27 protein-coding genes are annotated in these 19,968 nt (G+C 38.2%); 14 read left to right on the top strand and 13 right to left on the bottom strand.

Annotated elements, in window-relative coordinates:
* The first annotated feature begins 12 nt into the window (after positions 1-12).
* Positions 13-501 carry a 2-amino-4-hydroxy-6-hydroxymethyldihydropteridine diphosphokinase gene (folK, locus tag VB715_RS06080; protein WP_323300306.1) on the top strand — a complete coding sequence of 163 codons (489 nt, stop codon included), beginning with the start codon at positions 13-15 and terminating at the stop codon, positions 499-501.
* A 9-nt stretch (positions 502-510) separates the two neighbouring features.
* Positions 511-1,059 carry an NUDIX hydrolase gene (locus VB715_RS06075; RefSeq protein WP_323300305.1) on the top strand — a complete coding sequence of 183 codons (549 nt, stop codon included), beginning with the start codon at positions 511-513 and terminating at the stop codon, positions 1,057-1,059.
* Between the two features lie 69 nt (positions 1,060-1,128).
* Here the strand turns inward: VB715_RS06075 and psbV are convergent, their stop codons facing one another.
* Positions 1,129-1,611: a photosystem II cytochrome c-550 gene (gene psbV / locus VB715_RS06070; RefSeq protein WP_323300575.1), complete on the bottom strand. Its 483-nt coding sequence runs from the start codon at positions 1,609-1,611 to the stop codon at positions 1,129-1,131.
* A gap of 406 nt (positions 1,612-2,017) precedes the next feature.
* Between psbV and VB715_RS06065 the strand changes: the two genes are divergently transcribed.
* From VB715_RS06065 to VB715_RS06040, 6 genes are all read left to right on the top strand, one after another.
* The gene (locus VB715_RS06065; protein WP_323300304.1) at positions 2,018-2,701 is read left to right on the top strand and encodes a glutathione S-transferase family protein; all 684 of its coding nucleotides are present in this window, start codon (positions 2,018-2,020) and stop codon (positions 2,699-2,701) included.
* Between the two features lie 293 nt (positions 2,702-2,994).
* A complete protein-coding gene (gene petC, locus VB715_RS06060; protein ID WP_323300303.1) occupies positions 2,995-3,537 on the top strand; it encodes a cytochrome b6-f complex iron-sulfur subunit in 543 nt (180 codons plus the stop codon).
* 49 nt (positions 3,538-3,586) lie between these two features.
* Positions 3,587-4,576, top strand: coding sequence for a cytochrome f (gene petA, locus VB715_RS06055; RefSeq protein WP_323300302.1), 990 nt, complete (start codon positions 3,587-3,589; stop codon positions 4,574-4,576).
* A gap of 122 nt (positions 4,577-4,698) precedes the next feature.
* Positions 4,699-5,646 (top strand): metal ABC transporter solute-binding protein, Zn/Mn family, encoded by a 948-nt coding sequence (locus VB715_RS06050; protein ID WP_323300301.1) that lies wholly within the window; start codon positions 4,699-4,701, stop codon positions 5,644-5,646.
* Between the two features lie 10 nt (positions 5,647-5,656).
* Positions 5,657-6,433, top strand: a complete 777-nt coding sequence (locus VB715_RS06045) for a metal ABC transporter ATP-binding protein (protein ID WP_323300300.1) — start codon at positions 5,657-5,659, stop codon at positions 6,431-6,433.
* A 33-nt stretch (positions 6,434-6,466) separates the two neighbouring features.
* Entirely contained in the window at positions 6,467-7,261 is a 795-nt protein-coding gene (locus VB715_RS06040; RefSeq protein WP_323300574.1) for a metal ABC transporter permease, read from the top strand.
* Here VB715_RS06040 and VB715_RS06035 read toward each other — a convergent pair.
* The 5 genes from VB715_RS06035 to moaC are packed head-to-tail and all read right to left on the bottom strand — an operon-like array spanning position 7,231 to position 9,060.
* Positions 7,231-7,440 (bottom strand): hypothetical protein, encoded by a 210-nt coding sequence (locus VB715_RS06035; protein WP_323300299.1) that lies wholly within the window; start codon positions 7,438-7,440, stop codon positions 7,231-7,233. The genes VB715_RS06040 and VB715_RS06035 overlap by 31 nt on opposite strands.
* A gap of 7 nt (positions 7,441-7,447) precedes the next feature.
* The gene (locus tag VB715_RS06030; RefSeq protein WP_323300298.1) at positions 7,448-7,756 is read right to left on the bottom strand and encodes a DUF3181 family protein; all 309 of its coding nucleotides are present in this window, start codon (positions 7,754-7,756) and stop codon (positions 7,448-7,450) included.
* Positions 7,749-8,000: a hypothetical protein gene (locus VB715_RS06025; protein WP_323292032.1), complete on the bottom strand. Its 252-nt coding sequence runs from the start codon at positions 7,998-8,000 to the stop codon at positions 7,749-7,751. The genes VB715_RS06030 and VB715_RS06025 overlap by 8 nt, the downstream gene beginning before the upstream one ends.
* Before the next feature lie 52 nt (positions 8,001-8,052).
* The gene (locus VB715_RS06020; RefSeq protein WP_323300297.1) at positions 8,053-8,514 is read right to left on the bottom strand and encodes a DUF29 domain-containing protein; all 462 of its coding nucleotides are present in this window, start codon (positions 8,512-8,514) and stop codon (positions 8,053-8,055) included.
* Positions 8,515-8,571: 57 nt separating this feature from the next.
* Positions 8,572-9,060 (bottom strand): cyclic pyranopterin monophosphate synthase MoaC, encoded by a 489-nt coding sequence (gene moaC, locus VB715_RS06015; RefSeq protein ID WP_323300296.1) that lies wholly within the window; start codon positions 9,058-9,060, stop codon positions 8,572-8,574.
* Between the two features lie 198 nt (positions 9,061-9,258).
* Here moaC and VB715_RS06010 point away from each other — a divergent pair, with 198 nt between their 5' ends.
* The 6 genes from VB715_RS06010 to VB715_RS05985 all read left to right on the top strand — a co-directional run bounded on the left by VB715_RS06010 (position 9,259) and on the right by VB715_RS05985 (position 12,667).
* Positions 9,259-9,531: a 4-Cys prefix domain-containing protein gene (locus tag VB715_RS06010; protein ID WP_323300295.1), complete on the top strand. Its 273-nt coding sequence runs from the start codon at positions 9,259-9,261 to the stop codon at positions 9,529-9,531.
* 169 nt (positions 9,532-9,700) lie between these two features.
* Entirely contained in the window at positions 9,701-11,212 is a 1,512-nt protein-coding gene (locus tag VB715_RS06005) for a UbiD family decarboxylase (protein WP_323300294.1), read from the top strand.
* 166 nt (positions 11,213-11,378) lie between these two features.
* Positions 11,379-11,780, top strand: a complete 402-nt coding sequence (locus VB715_RS06000) for a fasciclin domain-containing protein (protein ID WP_323300293.1) — start codon at positions 11,379-11,381, stop codon at positions 11,778-11,780.
* Positions 11,781-11,921: 141 nt separating this feature from the next.
* Positions 11,922-12,188 (top strand): DUF4258 domain-containing protein, encoded by a 267-nt coding sequence (locus VB715_RS05995; protein ID WP_323300292.1) that lies wholly within the window; start codon positions 11,922-11,924, stop codon positions 12,186-12,188.
* The gene (locus VB715_RS05990) at positions 12,178-12,387 is read left to right on the top strand and encodes a DUF2283 domain-containing protein (protein ID WP_323290228.1); all 210 of its coding nucleotides are present in this window, start codon (positions 12,178-12,180) and stop codon (positions 12,385-12,387) included. Before VB715_RS05995 ends, VB715_RS05990 begins: the two co-directional genes overlap by 11 nt.
* Before the next feature lie 109 nt (positions 12,388-12,496).
* Entirely contained in the window at positions 12,497-12,667 is a 171-nt protein-coding gene (locus tag VB715_RS05985; RefSeq protein WP_323290229.1) for a type II toxin-antitoxin system HicB family antitoxin, read from the top strand.
* 13 nt (positions 12,668-12,680) lie between these two features.
* Here VB715_RS05985 and VB715_RS05980 read toward each other — a convergent pair whose 3' ends face one another.
* From VB715_RS05980 to VB715_RS05950, 7 genes are all read right to left on the bottom strand, one after another.
* A complete protein-coding gene (locus VB715_RS05980) occupies positions 12,681-13,046 on the bottom strand; it encodes an HNH endonuclease signature motif containing protein (RefSeq protein WP_323300291.1) in 366 nt (121 codons plus the stop codon).
* A complete protein-coding gene (locus VB715_RS05975) occupies positions 13,043-13,429 on the bottom strand; it encodes a hypothetical protein (protein WP_323300290.1) in 387 nt (128 codons plus the stop codon). The genes VB715_RS05980 and VB715_RS05975 overlap by 4 nt, the downstream gene beginning before the upstream one ends.
* A gap of 13 nt (positions 13,430-13,442) precedes the next feature.
* Positions 13,443-13,841 carry a hypothetical protein gene (locus VB715_RS05970; RefSeq protein ID WP_323300289.1) on the bottom strand — a complete coding sequence of 133 codons (399 nt, stop codon included), beginning with the start codon at positions 13,839-13,841 and terminating at the stop codon, positions 13,443-13,445.
* 161 nt (positions 13,842-14,002) lie between these two features.
* A complete protein-coding gene (locus tag VB715_RS05965) occupies positions 14,003-15,298 on the bottom strand; it encodes a CO2 hydration protein (RefSeq protein WP_323300288.1) in 1,296 nt (431 codons plus the stop codon).
* Between the two features lie 93 nt (positions 15,299-15,391).
* On the bottom strand, positions 15,392-16,885 hold the full coding sequence (locus tag VB715_RS05960) for an NADH-quinone oxidoreductase subunit M (protein ID WP_323300287.1): 1,494 nt from the start codon (positions 16,883-16,885) through the stop codon (positions 15,392-15,394).
* A 42-nt stretch (positions 16,886-16,927) separates the two neighbouring features.
* A complete protein-coding gene (locus VB715_RS05955) occupies positions 16,928-17,647 on the bottom strand; it encodes a carbonic anhydrase (RefSeq protein ID WP_323300286.1) in 720 nt (239 codons plus the stop codon).
* Between the two features lie 58 nt (positions 17,648-17,705).
* Positions 17,706-19,544 carry an NAD(P)H-quinone oxidoreductase subunit F gene (locus VB715_RS05950; protein WP_323300285.1) on the bottom strand — a complete coding sequence of 613 codons (1,839 nt, stop codon included), beginning with the start codon at positions 19,542-19,544 and terminating at the stop codon, positions 17,706-17,708.
* Positions 19,545-19,968 lie beyond the last annotated feature (424 nt).

Here is a 19,968-nt window from a genome sequence, read left to right as displayed (position 1 = left end):
AAACTAATAATTATGACAAAATGTGCCATTGCTTTAGGTAGTAATTTAGGAGATTCGTTAAGCATATTAGAACAAACAATTACCCTTTTATCCCAAGATTTTGCCCTCACCTTACTCTCTCATTCTCATTGGTATAAAACCGCCCCAATTGGGCCACCACAGCCCGACTATTTGAATGCTTGTGCTATCCTGGAAACTGAGTTAAACCCAGAAAAATTGTTGCAAAACCTACTCAAGATAGAGAAAAAATTCGGGCGTATTCGTCGAGAAAAATGGGGGCCGAGAACTCTTGATTTAGATATATTATTGTATGGTGATTTACGGTTGACTACTCCCACCCTACAAATTCCCCATCCTCAGATGTTAGTCCGAGCATTTGTATTAGTTCCTCTGGTTGAAATTGCCCCAACTTGGATACATCCTATCACAAAAAAAAGGCTCAAAGAACACCTGAAAGATGTAAACTGTGAAGGAGTTAATTTTTATCAACCTAACCCCTAAATTAGATTTATGTCTTTTGAAAAAGAATCTCCAAACTATTTACAACAACGTCTCTTTTATCGAGGTAGAAAATTTAATTTTGATGTCCACACTTTGCGTTTACCGAATGGGGTTGAGGGAGACTGGGAATGTATTCGTCATCCTGGGGGGGCCTTAGCAGTTCCCATTACAGAAGATGGTAAACTGGTATTAGTTAAACAATATCGTTTTGCCATTGAAGGACGAATTTTGGAGTTTCCGGCGGGAACCCTGGAACCGAATGAAGATGCGTCTCTTACCATTCAACGGGAGATAGAAGAAGAAACAGGATATCGAGCAAAAACCTGGAATTATTTAGGCAAATTTCCCCTAGCACCTGGCTATTCTGATGAATATATTTATAGTTTTTTAGCGCAAGATTTAGAAAAATTAGAACATCCTCCACAACAGGATGAAGATGAAGATATAGAAGTTATTTTAATGAGTTTTGAGGAGTTTGAACAAGCCATTTTAGCCGGAGAATTAATTGATGCTAAATCCATTGCCAGTTTTTTCATGGCCAAATTATTTTTAAAGTAAAAAAAATCCCCCCAGACTACCTAGAGAGATTATTTTGAAAGTGAACTCAAATTGCCTCTATTCCAAGAATTAGAAGTAAATTGTCCCGCCCCATCTTTCATCTAATTTGGGTGCGATGAGCATATAAGCAGAAACATCATAAACATCATCTTCTGTGAGGTTTCTCAACTCAGGAAAGATATCAGGACGACTAACATTGGGGTGTAATTCAGTGTAGTCATCTTCCCCATCATAACTGGTGGGGTATTTCATGTAATCAATCAAGGCTAATAAATTGTTACGGGGAGGCTCAGCTTTACCTAAATCTGACAATCCCAAACTAACATTATTATTAGTTTTTGTTTTCCCTTGTAAGTGACATTTGGTGCAACTGGCATTAAAAATTTTTTCACCATTAAACACCTGTTGGGAACTAAGGGTAACACTTTTACCTGCTTCGTTTAACGTAATTGTCCGAGTTTTCTCAGTCAACTCTAAAGCGTTGGCATTATTGATGGGAAATTGTAAGAAGAAAAAGATAGCAGCGATCGCCATCAGAATGAATCGTTTCACCATTGTTCTCCTGAAAATCATTGATTTTGTCTTGGTACTCACGCGGTTCACCCGTGGGAGACTGTTGCTTGCTCAGGTTTGTCTAGGTTATCCCTCCTTCGTCTCTATTAGTAAGGGAGGTTGGGAGATAACCCCATGAAAATTCCCCTAACTCAAGCATTGATTTAACGTCCACTGACTGCCAGAAAGCAGACTGTGGCGTTTTTTCTTGTATTAATCATTGACGCGCATTACGGCAATATCAACGATACCATACTTCATGACCCTTAAATGGGGTGTTATCGCAGTGTCAACTCCCTTTGCAACAGGGAACAGGAAACGAGAAAGAAATTAGTTGACAGACAATTAGGTTATCAATAGTCAATCACAATTTGTTGTAATGGTGTTTAGGTACGGAGTAACAAGAATGAGTCCAAATAACAAAACCATGCTGAAACTTTATCATTTACCCATTTCTTTTAATTCTCGCCGTGTCTGGATTGCTTTGCTGGAAAAAGGGCTTGATTTTGAGTCAGTCCCCATGAAACTCAACGGCGATCAATTAACACCAGAATTTTTAGCCTTAAACCCCTTCCATCACATCCCTGTCTTAGTAGACGAAGATTTTAGCCTTTTTGAATCCTTGGCAATTTTAGACTACCTCGAAGCCAAATATCCCACCCCTTCCCTGGTTCCCAATGATCCCCAAGGATTAGGGACAGTAAAAATGATTAACTTAATCACCTTAAACGAGTTATTACCTGCCACAACCCCTTTACTTCGTCAAAGTATGGGATTTACGACCCTAGATGAATCATCCCAAACCAAAGCGCAGGAAAAAGTTGCTACGGTTTTGAGCTTTTTTGAGAAATCTATAGGCGATCAGCCCTACATAGTAGGAAAGACCCTCACATTAGGGGATATTGTGGCCGGTACGATGGTGGGTTTTCTGCCTATGATCGGCGTTTCTCTGACTCCATACCCAAAATTAAGCACTTGGATAGAACATCTCAGTCAACGGGAAAGCTGGCAACAAACGGAACCCCAACCCGAACAAATTGCCGAATTTAGAGAAACCATGCAAAAATTAATAGCCCAGCGTTCTTCCTAAAAAAGCCAAAAGATCAAGGCTTTTCCTGGTTAGTGGTTTCCTGTTAAAGACTTCTACCAAAAGTCAGATCAACAAAATGAGCAAAGTCCTTATATATTGTTAACGGATTTCTGCAATAATTTAAGGTGGACTCATAAGCTCGTGCTAAAAAGAACATCATCTAGACTGTCGCTTTTGGCCCTGTCCTTGTCCAAAACGCGGTTGTCATCATATTCTTTTAAAGCCGTACAAAATTATTGCTCTTGATTGATTTCTCAATCTGCAAACTAACCTAGATCCATCCATAAATCGTTATGACACAAGTATCTGGTTCATCAGATGTCCCTGATATGGGCCGTCGTCAATTCATGAACTTACTCACCTTTGGGACAATTACAGGGGTCGCCGCCGGTGCCTTGTATCCCGTGGTGAAGTATTTTATCCCCCCTTCTAGTGGTGCGGCTGGTGGTGGTGTTACTGCTAAAGATGCCCTCGGTAACGATGTCATTGCCACTAAGTTTTTAGCCAGCCATAGTGTGGGCGATCGCGTTTTGGCCCAAGGGTTAAAAGGTGATCCCACCTACCTAGTGGTTGAAGGGGACAACACCATTGCTAACTACGGTATCAGCGCAGTTTGTACTCACTTAGGCTGTGTGGTTCCCTGGAATGCCAGTGAAGATAAATTTATCTGTCCCTGTCACGGTTCCCAATACAATGCCCAAGGTAAAGTGGTTCGTGGCCCTGCGCCCTTGTCCTTAGAGTTGGCCCATGCTGATGTAACTGAGGATGATAAAGTTGTGTTCACTAAGTGGACAGAAACCGACTTCCGCACCGACGAAAATCCCTGGTGGGCTTAATTTCCCTCGTCCATCCTACTGTTTAAGATTTACATAATTTGACTGAGCAATGAGAACATCCGATTTTTCGGCAATTTGGTCTAAGAGTAAGCAAGGTTTCTTGCGATCGCTGCTGTTGGCGTTTGCTACTGTTGCCCTTTTCCTGGGCAATGCTTTGGCCTTCCCTCAAACCGCAGCAGCTTATCCTTTCTGGGCCCAAGAAACAGCCCCAGCAACCCCCAGAGAAGCAACAGGACGTATTGTTTGTGCTAACTGCCATCTGGCACAAAAGGCCGCTGAAGTAGAAATTCCTCAGTCTGTTTTGCCTGATACGGTATTTGAAGCAATTGTCAAAATTCCCTACGATCTCGACGCGCAACAAGTGTTAGGGGATGGATCAAAAGGCGGCCTCAATGTAGGGGCTGTTCTGATGTTACCTGACGGGTTTAAAATTGCGCCTCCTGATCGCATTCCTGAAGAGATGAAGGAAGAAGTAGAGGGGCTTTATTTCCAACCTTACCGCGAAGATCAAGAGAATGTGGTGATTGTTGGCCCTTTACCTGGAGATCAATATCAGGAAATTGTTTTCCCTGTGCTTTCTCCTGACCCTGCGACCAACAAAAATGTTAAGTTTGGTAAGTATTCGGTTCATTTAGGGGCAAACCGTGGCCGCGGTCAAATTTATCCCACCGGATTACTGAGTAATAACAACGCCTTCAAAGCGTCTCAAGGGGGAACTATTACCCAAATTAGCGAAGAAGAAGGCGGTGGTTATGGTGTTACCATTACGACGGCTGATGATCAAGAAGTGGTAGAAACCATTCCTGCTGGCCCAGAGTTAATTGTCTCTGAAGGGGAAACCGTTGAAGCGGGACAATTTTTAACCAGTAACCCTAATATGGGCGGTTTTGGTCAAAAAGATACGGAAGTGGTCCTACAAAGTCCTACCCGTATAAAAGGGTTAATGCTCTTCTTAGGTGGGATTATGTTAGCGCAAATCCTCTTAGTAATTAAGAAGAAACAAATCGAGCGTGTTCAAGCGGCTGAAATGGAATTTTAAGCTGTTTTAACGCAATTTTTCTTTGTTAACAGATAGGCCTAGGCCTATCTGTTCCTTTTTTGCTTAAATTAATGATAATGATGATTATTGACCCCAACAGAAGATTAACGGAGGCAACCGCCATGAAAAAATTACCCAGTCTTGTCCTTTCTTTCTTATTAGGGGTTAATCTGATAACGGGGTGTAGCTCTCCTGATAACCCTACCAGTCAAACACCTCCAAAGGAAACCACAGCTACTGTCCCCAATGAGGAGATATTAAACATTACTGTTAGTGTGGTTCCTCAAGAATATTTTGTTAAGAAAATTGGGGGCGATCACGTTAAAATTAATGTGATGGTTGAACCAGGGACTGAACCGGATAATTATGAACCAAAACCCCAACAATTACAAGCATTAAGTAAGGCAAAAGCTTATATTGGTATTGGTATTCCTTTTGAGAGAATTTTGTTGGATAAAGTTACTCAAACTAATCCTAAACTGTTAATTGTTGATTCGACAAAAGGGATTGAAAAATTAAGCATGATCCCCCACGATCACCATGATAATCATGGCCATGAAAAATCAGAAGACGAGCCAGAAATGACCCTTGATCCTCATGTTTGGTTATCACCTCGGTTAGTCAAAATTCAAGCACAACATATTTATGAAACCTTAGTTAAACTCGATCCCAAAAATCAAACAGAATATGAAACTAATCTTAATCATTTTCTGCAAGAAATTGACCAATTAGATGCTAAGATAAAAGAAAACTTAGTCAACGTAAAACAACGAAAATTTATTGTTTTTCATCCCGCTTGGGGTTACTTTGCCCAAGAATATAATTTAACCCAAGTTCCCATTGAAGTTGGGGGACAAGAACCCAGTGCAGCCGAATTAGGAAAATTAATTAAGGAAGCCAAGAAAGAAAACATTAAAATTGTCTTTGCTCAACCAGAATTAAGTAGTCAATCAGCCAAAGTAATTGCCAAAGAAATTGGAGGAGAAGTCTTATTAATTAGTCCCGTAGCTCCTGATTGGTCTAATAATTTACTGGAAGTTTCTAAAACCTTTGCAAAAGCTCTTAATTAGGGTTTGCTAAATGAAAACTGAAGCCATCACACTCAATCATATTTGGGCAAAATATAACAAAACCCCAATTTTAGAAGATATTAACCTCACCATATATGAAGGGGACTTTGTAGGATTAATTGGCCCCAATGGTGGAGGAAAAACGACCCTATTTAAAGTCTTATTAGGACTGATTAAACCCTATCAAGGAACTGTTAACATTTTCGGTCATAATATTGCCAAAGGGAGAGGTTGTATCGGTTATGTTCCTCAATTATTAGAATTGGATCGAGAATTTCCGGTGCGGGTTGCGGATGTGGTGCGGATGGGAAGACTAGGAAAACGCCGTTTATTGCAACGTTACACCCCCAAAGACGAAGATGTGGTCAATCGTACCTTAGATCAGGTAGGAATGCTCAAATTACGCGATCGCCCCATTGGAGAGCTTTCCGGGGGCCAGCGTCAACGGGTTTATATTGCTCGTGCCTTAGCATCAGAACCCCGTATATTATTATTAGATGAACCGACGGCCAGTGTTGACCCCCAAAGACAAACCAGTATTTATGAGTTATTAAAAGAACTCAATGAATGGATTACCATTTTGATGATTTCTCATGATATTGGGGCAATTTCTGCCTATGTTAAAACCGTAGGATGTCTTAACCATCGTCTCTTTTTTCATGGTGATCCTCCCCTCAGTACAGAAGCAATTGAAAAAACCTATCAATGTCCTGTAGATCTCATTGCTCATGGTGTTCCTCATCGGGTACTTTCTCAACATACTTGTCCCTTACATCAGGATGAATAGTTTATAGTTTATAGTTAATTAATGCTGGAAAAAATCTTTGAATTACTACAATTTGATTTTATGAGAAATGCCCTTTTGGCCGGGGTATTAGTCAGTATTGCTTGCGGTATTATTGGCACTTTTGTAGTTGTTAATCGCATTGTTTTTATTAGTGGTGGTATTGCCCACGCTGCTTATGGGGGGATTGGTTTAGGTTATTTTTTTCAGATTAATCCGATTATTGGGGCGATTATTTTTGCTTTAATTTCTGCTGTGGGTATGGGTTTAGTTGTCCGTAAAACTCAACAAAGAGCAGATAGTATTATTGGGGTTATGTGGGCAGTTGGGATGGCCATTGGGATTATTTTAATTGATTTAACTCCTGGTTATAAAGCTGATTTAATGAGTTATTTATTTGGCAGTATTTTAACGGTTTCTCCTGAAAATTTAAAGATTATTTTTGTTTTAGATATCATTATTATAGTCATTGTGGTTTTATTTTATAAGGAATTATTAGCCATCTCTTTTGATCCAGTTTTTGCCTTGACTCGTAATGTTCCTGTGGATAGTTTATATTTGTTACTGGTAGGAGCTATCGCCTTAACAGTGGTGATGGTGATGCAGGTTGTTGGATTAATTTTAGTGATTGCTTTATTAACTATCCCTGCTGCGATCGCCGGACAATTTCTTAGGGATATCAAACAAATTATGTTGTTAGCAAGTGTTTTAGGAATGGTTTTCACTACTCTAGGATTAGGAATATCTTACTATGCAAATGTTACTTCTGGGGCGACAATTATTTTAATTTCTGGGGTTGCTTATTTGGTTACTTTAGGGTTTAAATCTTGATTAAAATTCAACGCTTGAGACTTTTCATCTTCAGTCATTTTTCGCCATTGACGGGCATTTTTTGCTTGAATTTCTGCCGAGTTAGGGGATGAAGTTTGGGCTAATATTCTGGGTGAAACAATAGCAATTTGTACGAAAATTAACCCTAAACTTAAGAATTTTAGTGAAGATAATTTCATCGCCTAATTACCGATTTTTTTGATAATCTTCGAGTAAATCAATTAAATTTACTTGACATTGCATCGGTAACAAGTCCAAAAGAGAAACCTCGATTCTTCCTGCTCCCAATGATACCTTAATTTGACGGAGAATACTAATAATAGCATCTTCGTTTAGTTCTTCATTTTCTATCAAGGGATAGACTTTTTCTGCAACAGTAGTATGTAAATGAGCATCTGATAAATAAAGATGCCATTTTGCCACATCTATGTAGATATTTTCGCCAATTTCAGCAGCGAGTTTTTCAATTGCTTGGGTTGTATTAGAATTAGCCATGGGACTTTTCTGAGTAGTTAGCGATCGCGGCAATATAGATTAAATGCCCTAATAATATGGTAGCCCAAATTCCTGAAAACCAGGTAATCCAAAGCCAGTCTGCTTGTTTAATATTATGGACAAACCACACACCAGAATTACAAGCGAGAAAGATGGCGACATGGACGGCAAAATTTATACGATCATCAAAACGACGGAATTCAGGATCAGCGCGATCAGGTTTACGGGGCCAACGAGGAGGCATAGGGATAATTTAAACAAGTTTCATCTACTATTTTATCAGATAAATTACACTTTTATGACTCCAATATTGTCGGTGCAGGAAAAAATTCAGGGTTGACAGCTTGTTCTAAAGTATAAGGACAAATTTCGGGAAAAATGTTTTCCCCTAAACGAGTTTCTCTAATTGCTAAAGCTAACCCTAATTCATAGGCAGTCAAAAAAACATCATCTAGATAGGATTTTAAACTGGGACTATCTTGCAATAATAGCCTAATTTGAATTCGTTGTTCTCGAATTGTACTTAACCAACTACTACTACGTTTGTTTGATTGAAATTGCCATTTTAATAAATGTCCTAATAAGATAGCTAATCGATTTCTTAATTCTTTGCGTTCTTTTCTTCCCAAAGCTTCAATTTCCTCAATTAAATTGAGACTATCTAATTTGTGCCATTCTTGTGTTTTTATTAAGTTAACTTGTGTTTGCGTCCAAGCATAAAAATCAGTGTCATAGAGAGAGGATAGATGGGTTATCATTTCTTTAGATAGGTATGATGTTTAACCAATGATTTCAAACTCTATTATAACGGCTGATCAACTATTATAGTCTCCAGATTTTCCCCCTGTTTTACTAATTAAACGGATATTTTCAATTTGCATCGATTTTTCTAATGCTTTTGCCATATCATAAAGTGTCAAAGCAGCAACAGAAACAGCAGTTAATGCTTCCATTTCTACCCCTGTTTCTGCTTTCGTGATAACCGTTGCTTCTATTTGATACCCTGGTAAATTTTGATCGGGTGTTAACTTTACTTCTATTTTATGCAGGGGTAAAGGATGACATAAAGGAATCAAATTTGCTGTTTGTTTTGCCGCCATAATTCCTGCTAATTTGGCAGTACCTAAGACATCTCCTTTAGGGTTATTTCCTGCTTCTATTGCGTCAAAAGTTGCTTTTTTCATTCGTACTTGTCCCCCTGCAACTGCTTGACGACGGGTAACATTTTTGGTAGAGACATCAACCATTTGGGCCTCTCCTTGTTCATTAAGATGGGATAATTTAGATTGAGGTATATTAGACATTTTCAGTAAGAGAAACTGTTTCTATTATTAACTTATATTGCCCTAGAACAGAGGTTATAAGCGCACACCTTTTCCATTATCTATATAATACCATGTCAAGTCAAGAAAAAGCAAGGATTTTTGACATATAAATTTATACACAATTTAGGGAAATTGCTCTAAGATTGAAGTAAATTTTTTGATTCTATCTATTCTGTCATGTCTCTATGTATCAACCCTAACTGCACTCAACCCGATAATCCAGATAATCATCATTTATATTGTCAAACTTGTGGCTCAGAATTACTATTAGAAGGGTTATATCGTGTCTCTGAGAAATTAGGAGAAGGAGGGTTTGGCATAACATATATAATTAGTAATAGTTACCAAAATATTAATAAAGTTCTTAAGGTTTTAACCTTAAATATTCCTGATGCTTTGAGACTGTTTCAAAATGGTATTATGTCCCTACAGAATTGGAATAGAGATTAGATACATCACAATATTATCCTTTTTCCCAATAATTTTAGGGGCGAACGGCCGTTCGCCCCTACTTTGAAATCTTATATAAATGAAATTCATGTCTCCAGTAAACCCTCTCTCCCCACACCTCCCCAAAATAAGTAACAATAGGTAAATAACAAACTTTACATTTTGTATCATGGCCAGAGATTTACGGGGATTTATCAAACAACTCGAACAAAGGGGACAACTACGACGCATCAGTAGTTTAGTCGATCCTGACTTAGAAATTGCCGAAATATCCAACCGAATGTTACAAGCAGGAGGCCCGGCCTTACTCTTTGAAAATGTCAAAGGGGCCAAGTTTCCCGTCGCTATCAATTTAATGGGAACCGTTGAACGAATATGTTGGGCCATGAACATGGAACAACCCCAAGAATTAGAAACTTTGGGGGAAAAATTAGCCATGTTGCAACAACCCAAACCCCCGAAAAAGATCTCTCAGGCCATTGATTTTGGTAAAGTTCTTTTTGATGTAGTCAAAGCGAAACCAGGAAAAAGTTTTCTTCCTCCCTGTCAACAAATAGTCATAGAAGGGGATGAAATTGATCTTAATACTTTACCTCTAATTCGTCCTTATCCTGGAGATGCGGGCAAAATTATCACTTTAGGACTGGTAATTACAAGAGACTGTGAAACCGGAACCCCTAATGTGGGAGTTTATCGCTTACAGTTGCAATCTAATAATACTATGACGGTGCATTGGTTATCCGTGAGAGGAGGGGCCAGACATTTACGAAAAGCAGCAGAAAAGGGCAAAAAATTAGAAATTGCGATCGCCCTCGGTGTTGATCCTTTGATTATTATGGCAGCAGCTACCCCTATTCCGGTAGATTTATCAGAATGGTTATTTGCGGGTTTATATGGGGGGTCTGGAGTACAATTAACCAAGTGTAAAACCCTTGATTTAGAAGTACCAGCAGATGCAGAATTTATCTTGGAAGGAACTATTACCCCTGGTGAAGTATTACCAGATGGCCCCTTTGGGGATCACATGGGTTATTATGGCGGTTTAGAAGATTCTCCTTTGGTACGTTTTCATTGTATTACTCATCGCAAAGATCCCCTTTATTTAACTACTTTTAGTGGTCGTCCTCCCAAAGAAGAAGCGATGATGGCCATTGCTTTAAACCGCATTTATACTCCCATTTTAAGACAACAAGTCTCTGAAATTACGGACTTTTTCTTACCAATGGAAGCATTAAGTTATAAAGCAGCGATTATTTCCATTGATAAAGCTTATCCAGGACAAGCAAGACGGGCCGCTTTAGCTTTTTGGAGTGCCTTACCTCAGTTTACTTATACCAAATTTGTGATCGTAGTTGACAAGGATATTAATATTCGTGATCCCCGTCAAGTTGTTTGGGCTATAAGTTCTAAAGTTGACCCTTCAAGAGATGTTTTTATCTTACCAGAAACGCCTTTTGATACCCTAGATTTTGCTAGTGAAAAAGTTGGGTTAGGGGGAAGAATGGGCATTGATGCAACTACAAAAATGTATCCTGAAACTAATCATGAATGGGGAGAACCCTTAGAGTCTGATCCTGATGTTGCAGCGATGGTTGATCGTCGTTGGGTAGAATATGGTTTAGGGGATATTATCTTAACTGAAGTGAATGCCAATTTGTTTGGTTATGATATTATTCAGTAAGGTAAAAGGTCAGGACTTACGCAACGCCTCTAAATATTGAGTGTTTTGGTAGGGTTAATTCATGAATTGACCCTAAAGAATGTTTTTTCAATCTTAGATCTGATAAATTTTCTGGCTATAATTAGGCTATAATTTAAAACGTTGTTGACATTTATCTCTTAAAAATATGCCTGATATCGTTGATATTGCCGTTAATAATGATAACTTTAAAACCTTAGTGGCTGCTGTGAGTGCCGCTAACTTAGTAGATACCCTAAAAAGTCCTGGGCCTTTTACGGTTTTTGCCCCAACAGATGCAGCTTTTGCTAAACTACCTCCAGGCACTATTACCACTTTATTACAAAATATTCCTCAACTGTCTAGAATCCTCTGTTATCATGTGGTTTCCGGTAAATTAATGAAGGCTGATTTAGCAAAAGTTGAGACGGTCACTTCTGTTGAAGGTTCTCCTATTTCTATTGATTGTTCGGATGGCTTTGAAGTGAAAAATGCAACCGTTATCATGGAAAATATTGAAGCAGATAACGGGGTTATTCATGTGATTGATAATGTCATTTTGATGGGGTAAAAATAGAGTTTAACCAGGTTAAAACCAATATAAATCATGTAGGGGCATAATACCATTATGCCCTTTTCAATTCAGTAGCGATCACCGGAATATATCCAAGCCGAGTAATATAATATATAATATATAATATAAAGAGTTAAGATGCAATTTAGTCTTAGTCAACACGCACAGGGGGAACTACAAAAGCGAAGAATTCCTATTCATATTTTAGAACTCATTTTAGAGTATCCTGAACAAATTTTAGAAGAAGATGGATTAAAAGTCTATCAAGGTACATTTAAAGCAAACAATGACAAAACCTATTTACTAAGGGCTTATATCAATGATTTGGTCCAACATAACATAATTGTGACTGTTTACGTTACTAGCAAAATCAAAAAATACTGGAGATTAGACAATGGAAGCTAAATATGATAGTGAGGTTGATGTATTAAGAATTAGTTGGAGTGATGCAGAAATTGAAGAAAGTGATTCTGTGAGTCCAGGCATTATTTTAGACTATGATTCTGCCAGAAATGTCATTGGAATTGAAGTTTTAAATGCTTCTAAAAAAATTCAACATTTTAATTTAAAATCAACAGATAAGATAGTTTCTAAATTGAGGTAAAGTCCAATGTATAAAAGTCAAAAAAATAGATTTAATGGCATATTTTAGGCAAAAACTATTATACTTATATATACTGAAGTTATAAACTAATTGCCAGATAATTCAAAAAATGAAACTACAAATTATTGTCCATGAAGCAGAAGAAGGGGGATATTGGGCAGAAGTTCCTGCTTTACCTGGTTGTGCGACACAAGGGGATAATTTTGAGGAATTACTGCAAAATCTTTATGAAGCAGTCGCAGGATATCTAGCAGAATTGTTAGATCAGTTAGAAGATTAAGAAAATAACCTAATTAATCAATTTTTCTGCCTTTTGACTTGTTACACTCTGCATGAGTAACTTGCATATTATTAGTATCTAAAGCTAAATAAGAATAAGGAACAAGTGGTTTAATATGGTCAATATGAGAACCTTTTAAATTAGTAATAGTCTCTTTGCAAATTGGACATAATTTATTTTGTTGACGATATTTTTGCTTTTTCCATTCTTGCCCTTCTTGAGAATTACGCCAACGGTTAAACTCAGTTCTGGGAGCATATTTTTCTTGAAGATCATCAAGTTTATCTTGTGATTTATCTAACCATTTATCTAGTTTTAGATTAGTTCTCAATAGTTTTTCTGTCAATTCTTCTAAGGGAATTTCTGGATTATTATTCATGGTGTATATTTACCTTTTATCGTGGCTATATTTGCATTAAGTTCTGAAAAATAGCGATCAACATCAGCTATTTTATCAAATAATTGTTTACTCACTTGGCTTAGTTGCGGGTCGTTTCCTCGAATAAATGGCACAGTCACAACATTTCCTAAGCGTTCTAATAAAACTTTTAAAATAGATTCAAGTTTTCGGCGAGTTTGTGACTGAATTTTAGGACGTTCTAAGTATTGTTTTATTGAAGTAATAACATCAGACAAATCATAAATATAAGTCCTTTTTTCTATATCTATCGGTGTCAATTTTTTAGTAATTAGTCTACTTTGATATTGACTAGCACCATAGCCTTTTAACTGTATTCGTGTGGTATATTGTTCTTTTTTCATGATTTTAGAAGCGTCATGAAGCTTCTTTATGATGTTGTTCATAGGTTTCTAACATAGCTTCAATCCAAGGATCTTGTAATCCGAATTGTTGGGAAATATTGTAAAGACGAGCAATAACAGGAATAAAAACACTTCGCATTTCCTGAATTTTTTGCTGACTTTCTTCAATTTGTTGTTGATATTCAGTTTCTATTTGTTTGATCTCACTTTTCTTTCTAGTAACTTGGGCTCTTTGTGCAGCTTGAAGTCGCTGCCGATTTAATAATTCTTGTCCTGAAAATTGAGCTAATGCTATTAAAATATCTTGTTCATTAGCTTCCGTTAAATTCAAACCATTAAATGCTCTTTCAGCATCAGCACCTGTCCAGTTAAATTGTTTAGCAAATTCAATTGCTTGTGTTTTGGTCATCATTTTGACTGATTAAGAGTCGGTTATATGTAGAATCAATTATACCTAATTAGGCTACTAATATTATAATTCTTTGATTTTTTATCAGGCTGTGATTTTAATCACTTTTTTAGACGATATCATTTTATGAAATTTTAAAAAGGTGGGCATTGCCCACCCTACAGTTAACGGTATTCTTGGTTTTGAACATCCCTTAAACGGGCTTCGGGACGTTTAAATCTATCAATTTGTGATTCAAAAAATTGACGGTTTTTCTGCAAATGTTTGGGGTTAGGATCATCTAAAGGATATAACAAAGCAGTTCTCAATGCTTGAATAACAGCAGAAGTTACATTATACATTGATCGCTGAAAAGTAATCCCTAATTGGATCAAGACATCATCTTCCCCACGACAATGTTTTTGATAGTATTCTATCAAGTAATCTGGCAAAAAATGATACATATCATCCATTAACAATGTGGGAGGTATTCCGGCAGTTCCGACGGGGAAAACATCAGCGTATAAAATGCCATAATGAAAGTCTTTTTGCTGTTCAGGAACTTGTTTTGCTTGAGCATTATAAGACTTAGTTCCTCGGAAGGGAGCAGTGCGATAAAATACCGCTTCAACGTAGGGTAACGCTGCCTCATATAACCAAGTAAACCCCTTAGATTTAGGAATAATTTCGTAACATTTCCCCTCAATATAAACATGATGATAAATAGGACGACCCGCAATAGCAAAAATACCATTAACTAGAAAATTCATGGCATCAGGAACCCCTTTAAAACCTCCCTCATCATAAATATCTGACATCTCAAAAAACACAGGGGCCATCACTTCCCAAAATAGTCCTAAATTAGAATAATAGGAAAGTTGACGAACCTGTTCCAAGAACATATCAGGGAATAATTTATACAGTCCTAACATAGCAGGATTCTTTTTAAAATAGGCTTTAATTGCTCTATCTGCGTTTGTTTTGTATTCCTCACTATCAAGATAAGCATCAAATTTACCCCATCCCATATCTCGACCATGCCATAACATGGCCCGCATACAAGCTTCCGCAAATTCCATGTTAATGCGGTCATGATTAAGATGATGAAAAAGTTTTGGTAGTTTACCAGTTTTGCCCTTTTCCATAAACTCTAATAATTCAGGATGGGCTGTTGCTACTCCTCGCCAAATTCTCAAATCTGCGTCATCTCCAGCATAATGATTATGGAGATCTAAATACTCTTGAGGTAAGAAATATTTAAAGAAGGGAAGGGGGTCTAAAAATACCCGTTCAGCAATATATAAAAGATCCCGCCAATAGAAGTCCATTGGCACTGCATAGGCTTTATATATGCCGATAATTTGCATTAAGTTCTCTGGGGTATCAGGTAACATTGAACCACCAGCTTCTAAGCGGTGAATTACCTCAGCAAATTCATGGGTAGATGGGGGAAGTTTGGTAAAGTTTAAAGTGCTTGTCATTGTCAATTATCCTGTAGGGTGGGCATTGCCCACCAAATATATAACAAAAGTTGTAGGGGCTTAATAATATTAAGCCCGTTAAGCTCGTAATAATTAAGGTTTAACTGCAATTTGCGACTGTTCAATCGTCGATAAATGAGCAACCATTGTATTAGTTGTCGGTTCGATCCAACGGACTAAATAATTAGGTTGAACTCCTAAAAAGATGATAGTTGCAGTTAGAATTAAAGCGGGAATATTCTCTGAGGCCAAGACTTTGGGATAATAGGCCCGTTGGTTGTCCAGTTTGCCAAAACAGGTACGATTTAAAAGAATGACGAAGTAAACCGCCGTTAAACCTGATGCAATGATGCAAAGTAAGGTGGGAATAGGAAAAGCCGTAAAACTGCCTTGAAATACCATGTATTCTGCAATAAATCCCACTAAACCAGGAATACCTGCGCTGCCCATCCCTGCTAAAATTAACAAGGCACTGGTAAGAGGTAAGCCGCGAATAGGGTTCATTAACCCATTGAGAATATCCAGGTCACGGGTTCCTGCTTTGCGTTCCACAATGCCCACTAAATAGAACAGAAGGGCTAAAATTAAGCCATGACTAATCATTTGGGTTACGGCCCCTAAAATGCTTAATTCTGTCCCTGCTGCGGCTGCTACGAGAATATAACCCATGTGTCCGATCGAACTATAGGCAACCATGCGTTTGATGTCTTTTTGGGCGATCGCACTTAAGGCCCCATAGAGGACGCTAATAGTGCCAATAATGGCTAAACCAGGGGCTATTAATGACCAAGCTTCAGGAAATAGTTGTAAACCGAAACGAATTAAACCATAAGTTCCTAATTTGGCTAAAATTCCTCCCAATAATATAGTTACGGCGGGAGATGCTTCTGTGTAGGCATCAGGCAACCAAGTATGTAAAGGAACTAAGGGAATTTTGATACCAAACCCGACTAAAAGTAAGGTCAACAAAATTAAGCGAGTATTGAGAGAAAGCTGTTCTAAGTGGATAGAAAGATAATCAAAATTTGCTGAACCACTGAGAAAACTCATGCCGAGAAATGCGGCTAAAACTAATAATCCTGAAAGGGCAGTATAAATCAGAAATTTAGTAGAAGCATAACCCCTTTTTTCGCCTCCCCAAATAGCAATCATGAGGTAAAAGGGAATTAATTCTACTTCATAAAATAGCACAAATAAAAGTAAATTTTGTGCCATTAATGCCCCAGCAATTCCCCCATTACATAACAAAATTAAGGAATAATAAAGGCGGGGTCGCTCTACTTTTTCGCCAATGCTAAAAATAGCAAATCCCGTGAGAAAGCTATTGAGAATGAGTAAGGGTAAAGATAAACCATCAACCCCTACACTGTAACTTAAACCGATAGCATTTGCCCAAGGTAGGTATTCTTCAAACTGAAAACCAGGGTTATTCAGATTAAATTGTTGTAGGAGATAAAGACTCCAACCAAAGGACAAAGCCGTAAAAAATAGGGTGATTTGGCGTGATTTTGAGCCATCTAATGAAAGGGGCAAAAATCCAACTATTGCCGCCCCAACAATTGGTAAAATTAGTAAAGCACTCAGCATTTTATTATTCCTATAAAACCCTTTTAAACTGAAAGTACAACCCTAACCAACTAAACTGATTTCTCCTGTATCTAAATCATAATAAGCCCCAACAACTTTGAGTTTATTTTGAGCTACTAAGTCAGAGATAATGGGAGATCTTTTTAAGACTTCTATTTGATGTAAAACATTGGCTTCTACCGCTTTTCTGACAGCCATTTCATCATCTTGTTTACCCATAAATTCAGTAATTGCGGGTTCAATTTGAGCTAAAATAGTACCAATTGAACCAGGGACTTCACCCCCTTTCATTGTAGCAATAACGGCTCCACAACTTTCATGACCAATCACTAATAAAATCTTTGCTCCCAACACTAGCGTTCCAAATTCTAAGCTACCAACTTCTTCTTTTATGGCAATATTTCCCGCATCTCGGCAAACAAAAATATCTCCCAAACCTTGATCAAAAATGATTTCTACTGGGACTCTTGAATCAGCACAACTTAAAACAGCAGCAAAGGGTTTTTGTCCTTTTGCTAATTCTTGAAGACGCACTAAATTTTGATTTGGATTTTTGCTTTTCATGGTGGCAAAACGTTTATTACCATCCATTAATTTTGCCAAAGCTTGGTCAGGGGTCATATCATTTTGAGCAACCACAGGAGAAGGGGTTAAGGTTTCTACTCCCATAGCGGCTGCTAATAATCCTGTTCCGATGAAACCCCCACCATATTTGAGGATATTACGACGAGAAATATCGAATTTGGAAGAATCAGACTTCATAATAAACTCCTAACAATGGGTTAAATGAAAAGGCAAATAATGGTTAGTGAGCAAGCCTTTAGGATAATAAGGGAAAGCAAAGAATTGATACCAAGATCGCCAAGCCAAGAAGCATGGTAAAAATATAAAATTGTCCTTGTCCTGTGACATTATATTTTAAGCCTTGTCCCCCAAACAGCGTCGCAATTCCCACTATATTAACAACCCCATCAACAATAAATTTATCAAACCAATTAACCGCATTGGAAACAATAGCAACTAAGGCGACAATTGTTACTCGATAAAGTTGAGGGGTGTATAAATCATAGGCAAAGAGATCTTGTAACCATTTAGGGTTAATTTGGACAGGTTTCGGAATGCGATCGCTTAAATAGATAAAGGCGGCTGCACCACTACCAATTAACGTCGATAATACCAGACTTCCTGCCGTTGATAGGTTAACACTTTCTAAAGTAGGTAATAATTGCCATTTAAACAGTAAAATAGGCAAATGTAGGGCAAATCCCATCACAACCATCATCGGTACAACCAAAGCCCATAACCCTTCAGGAGAACGTACCGTCATGGGTTTCGGCTGACCCCCAAAAATGAGGCTAAACTCACGGGCCACACTAAAGGCCGTTAAACCATTTACCACCAATAACACCCCAAATAATAGGGGAGAAAATGACCCTAACCCTTCCGCTAGTTGTTGCAAGGGCCAAAACCCCCCCAAAGGAGGAAAAGCGACTAAAGCGGCCCCACCCACTAAGTAACAAATAGCAGAAATGGGACGACGGGACCATAAACCGCCATATTGGGTTAAATCTTGGGTAATATTATTAAGAACAATTCCCCCAATACTCATCACCAATAGTCCCATGGCGATCGCATAGGTTAACAATAATAGTAAAGCTGTTTCGGTTTGTCCCGTTCCTACCGCAATGAACTCTAAGCCCATATAGGCACTCACAGTGTAGGAGAGGGAACGTTTGACATCAATTTGAGCGATCGCAATCAAAGCCGCCCCGACTGCCGTTACAGCCCCAACAGACACCATTACCGTCAATGCTAGGGGAGATAGGGTCAAAACGGGTTGTAATTTAACCAATACCCAGGCCCCCGTAGAGACAACTAAGCCATTCCGTAGAATAGTAGCGGGCATGGGGCCTTCCATGGCCTCATCTAACCATAAATGTAAGGGAAATTGAGCGCATTTGCCCAAAGGCCCAGCAATTAAAGCTAAACAGAGTAAGGTTGCAACCGTAGGGTTAAGATCAGCCGTTTCTGCCCAAATGGCTAATTGATCATAATTCCAGGTTCCTGCTAAGGGTAATAAGGCCACCACGGCCATTAATAAAATTAAGTCCCCAACCCGTTTCGTTAAAAACGCATCTCGGGCCCCCGTCACCACCAAAGACTGGTTAAACCAAAACCCAATTAATAGATAGGTTCCCAAGGTGAGAACTTCCAGCACCACATAACTGAAAAAGAGGGAGTTACAAAGGACAAGGGAACACATTCCCCCCTCAAATAAAGCCATTAACGCATAAAAACGCGCCCATCCCCAGTCCATTTCTAAGTAACCAATGGCGTAAATTTGGGCCATTAAATTTAACCCAGTAATAACCACCAAGGCCCCAACGGTTACTGTCGAAATTTCGAGATCAAGGGTAAGATCTAACGTGGTGGTATGTAACCAAGTTGCAGAGAGATATTGAGGCGGTTTTTGCCAGATATTCCCCAAAGTAAACAAACTATGGAATAAAGCCACCAGAGTCATGATAATGCTGATATAACCAGATGGCCTGGGGCCTGTTTGACGAATAATACCAGGGGACCAGGGAAGGATTAATAATGCCCCCATTAAGGCATACAAAGGAACTAACCAGACAGTCTGGCTTAAGGAATCTAACATGAAATTTCCTCAAAAAATGCGCTTAGAAATCAATAAGTAGTAATTAACGAAAGATAGCTTGACTTTACCTGTTTAAAGATGACCTAGATCCTTTTTTTGTTAGATTTTATTATGCACCAATCATAGTATTTAGTCAATACCTACAAACTTATCATTGAGTTATATCAATAATAAGTTTCGCTGCTATAACTATTCTGTCGGTAGAATAGTTTTTTTGTTCTTCTATTGAGGTCAAGCTTGAAACTTGTCCCCTAATTTTTCTAGTAGGGGTAATTCATGAATTACCCCTACAAAAAACATAGTTCAATTGTGTAAGTCCTGTTTCCAACAGTTTTGCATACAAATGTATTATGTCCTTAGGGGCAGGATCTTAAATTACCAAGAAATTTTGATATTTTTCCTACCTTTCTGGGAAGTTTTGAGT

This window comes from Crocosphaera sp. UHCC 0190, from assembly GCF_034932065.1.
GTDB lineage: Bacteria > Cyanobacteriota > Cyanobacteriia > Cyanobacteriales > Microcystaceae > UHCC-0190.
Note: the sequence above shows the minus strand (reverse complement) of the source record. Positions and strands in the feature narration are given on the sequence as shown.

Coding starts and splice junctions, on each gene's coding strand:
- VB715_RS06045 (WP_323300300.1), top strand. CDS start 5,657: ATGAAAACTGAAGCCATCACACTCAATCATATTTGGGCAAAATATAAC.
- VB715_RS06010 (WP_323300295.1), top strand. CDS start 9,259: ATGTCTCTATGTATCAACCCTAACTGCACTCAACCCGATAATCCAGAT.
- VB715_RS05950 (WP_323300285.1), bottom strand. CDS start 19,544: ATGTTAGATTCCTTAAGCCAGACTGTCTGGTTAGTTCCTTTGTATGCC.
- VB715_RS05960 (WP_323300287.1), bottom strand. CDS start 16,885: ATGCTGAGTGCTTTACTAATTTTACCAATTGTTGGGGCGGCAATAGTT.
- VB715_RS05955 (WP_323300286.1), bottom strand. CDS start 17,647: ATGAAGTCTGATTCTTCCAAATTCGATATTTCTCGTCGTAATATCCTC.
- VB715_RS06000 (WP_323300293.1), top strand. CDS start 11,379: ATGCCTGATATCGTTGATATTGCCGTTAATAATGATAACTTTAAAACC.
- folK (WP_323300306.1), top strand. CDS start 13: ATGACAAAATGTGCCATTGCTTTAGGTAGTAATTTAGGAGATTCGTTA.
- VB715_RS05990 (WP_323290228.1), top strand. CDS start 12,178: ATGGAAGCTAAATATGATAGTGAGGTTGATGTATTAAGAATTAGTTGG.
- VB715_RS05975 (WP_323300290.1), bottom strand. CDS start 13,429: ATGAAAAAAGAACAATATACCACACGAATACAGTTAAAAGGCTATGGT.
- moaC (WP_323300296.1), bottom strand. CDS start 9,060: ATGTCTAATATACCTCAATCTAAATTATCCCATCTTAATGAACAAGGA.
- VB715_RS06065 (WP_323300304.1), top strand. CDS start 2,018: ATGAGTCCAAATAACAAAACCATGCTGAAACTTTATCATTTACCCATT.
- petA (WP_323300302.1), top strand. CDS start 3,587: ATGAGAACATCCGATTTTTCGGCAATTTGGTCTAAGAGTAAGCAAGGT.
- VB715_RS06035 (WP_323300299.1), bottom strand. CDS start 7,440: ATGAAATTATCTTCACTAAAATTCTTAAGTTTAGGGTTAATTTTCGTA.
- VB715_RS05980 (WP_323300291.1), bottom strand. CDS start 13,046: ATGAATAATAATCCAGAAATTCCCTTAGAAGAATTGACAGAAAAACTA.
- VB715_RS06020 (WP_323300297.1), bottom strand. CDS start 8,514: ATGATAACCCATCTATCCTCTCTCTATGACACTGATTTTTATGCTTGG.
- VB715_RS06005 (WP_323300294.1), top strand. CDS start 9,701: ATGGCCAGAGATTTACGGGGATTTATCAAACAACTCGAACAAAGGGGA.
- VB715_RS06075 (WP_323300305.1), top strand. CDS start 511: ATGTCTTTTGAAAAAGAATCTCCAAACTATTTACAACAACGTCTCTTT.
- VB715_RS05985 (WP_323290229.1), top strand. CDS start 12,497: ATGAAACTACAAATTATTGTCCATGAAGCAGAAGAAGGGGGATATTGG.
- VB715_RS05995 (WP_323300292.1), top strand. CDS start 11,922: ATGCAATTTAGTCTTAGTCAACACGCACAGGGGGAACTACAAAAGCGA.
- VB715_RS06030 (WP_323300298.1), bottom strand. CDS start 7,756: ATGGCTAATTCTAATACAACCCAAGCAATTGAAAAACTCGCTGCTGAA.
- VB715_RS05965 (WP_323300288.1), bottom strand. CDS start 15,298: ATGACAAGCACTTTAAACTTTACCAAACTTCCCCCATCTACCCATGAA.
- VB715_RS06025 (WP_323292032.1), bottom strand. CDS start 8,000: ATGCCTCCTCGTTGGCCCCGTAAACCTGATCGCGCTGATCCTGAATTC.
- petC (WP_323300303.1), top strand. CDS start 2,995: ATGACACAAGTATCTGGTTCATCAGATGTCCCTGATATGGGCCGTCGT.
- VB715_RS05970 (WP_323300289.1), bottom strand. CDS start 13,841: ATGATGACCAAAACACAAGCAATTGAATTTGCTAAACAATTTAACTGG.
- VB715_RS06050 (WP_323300301.1), top strand. CDS start 4,699: ATGAAAAAATTACCCAGTCTTGTCCTTTCTTTCTTATTAGGGGTTAAT.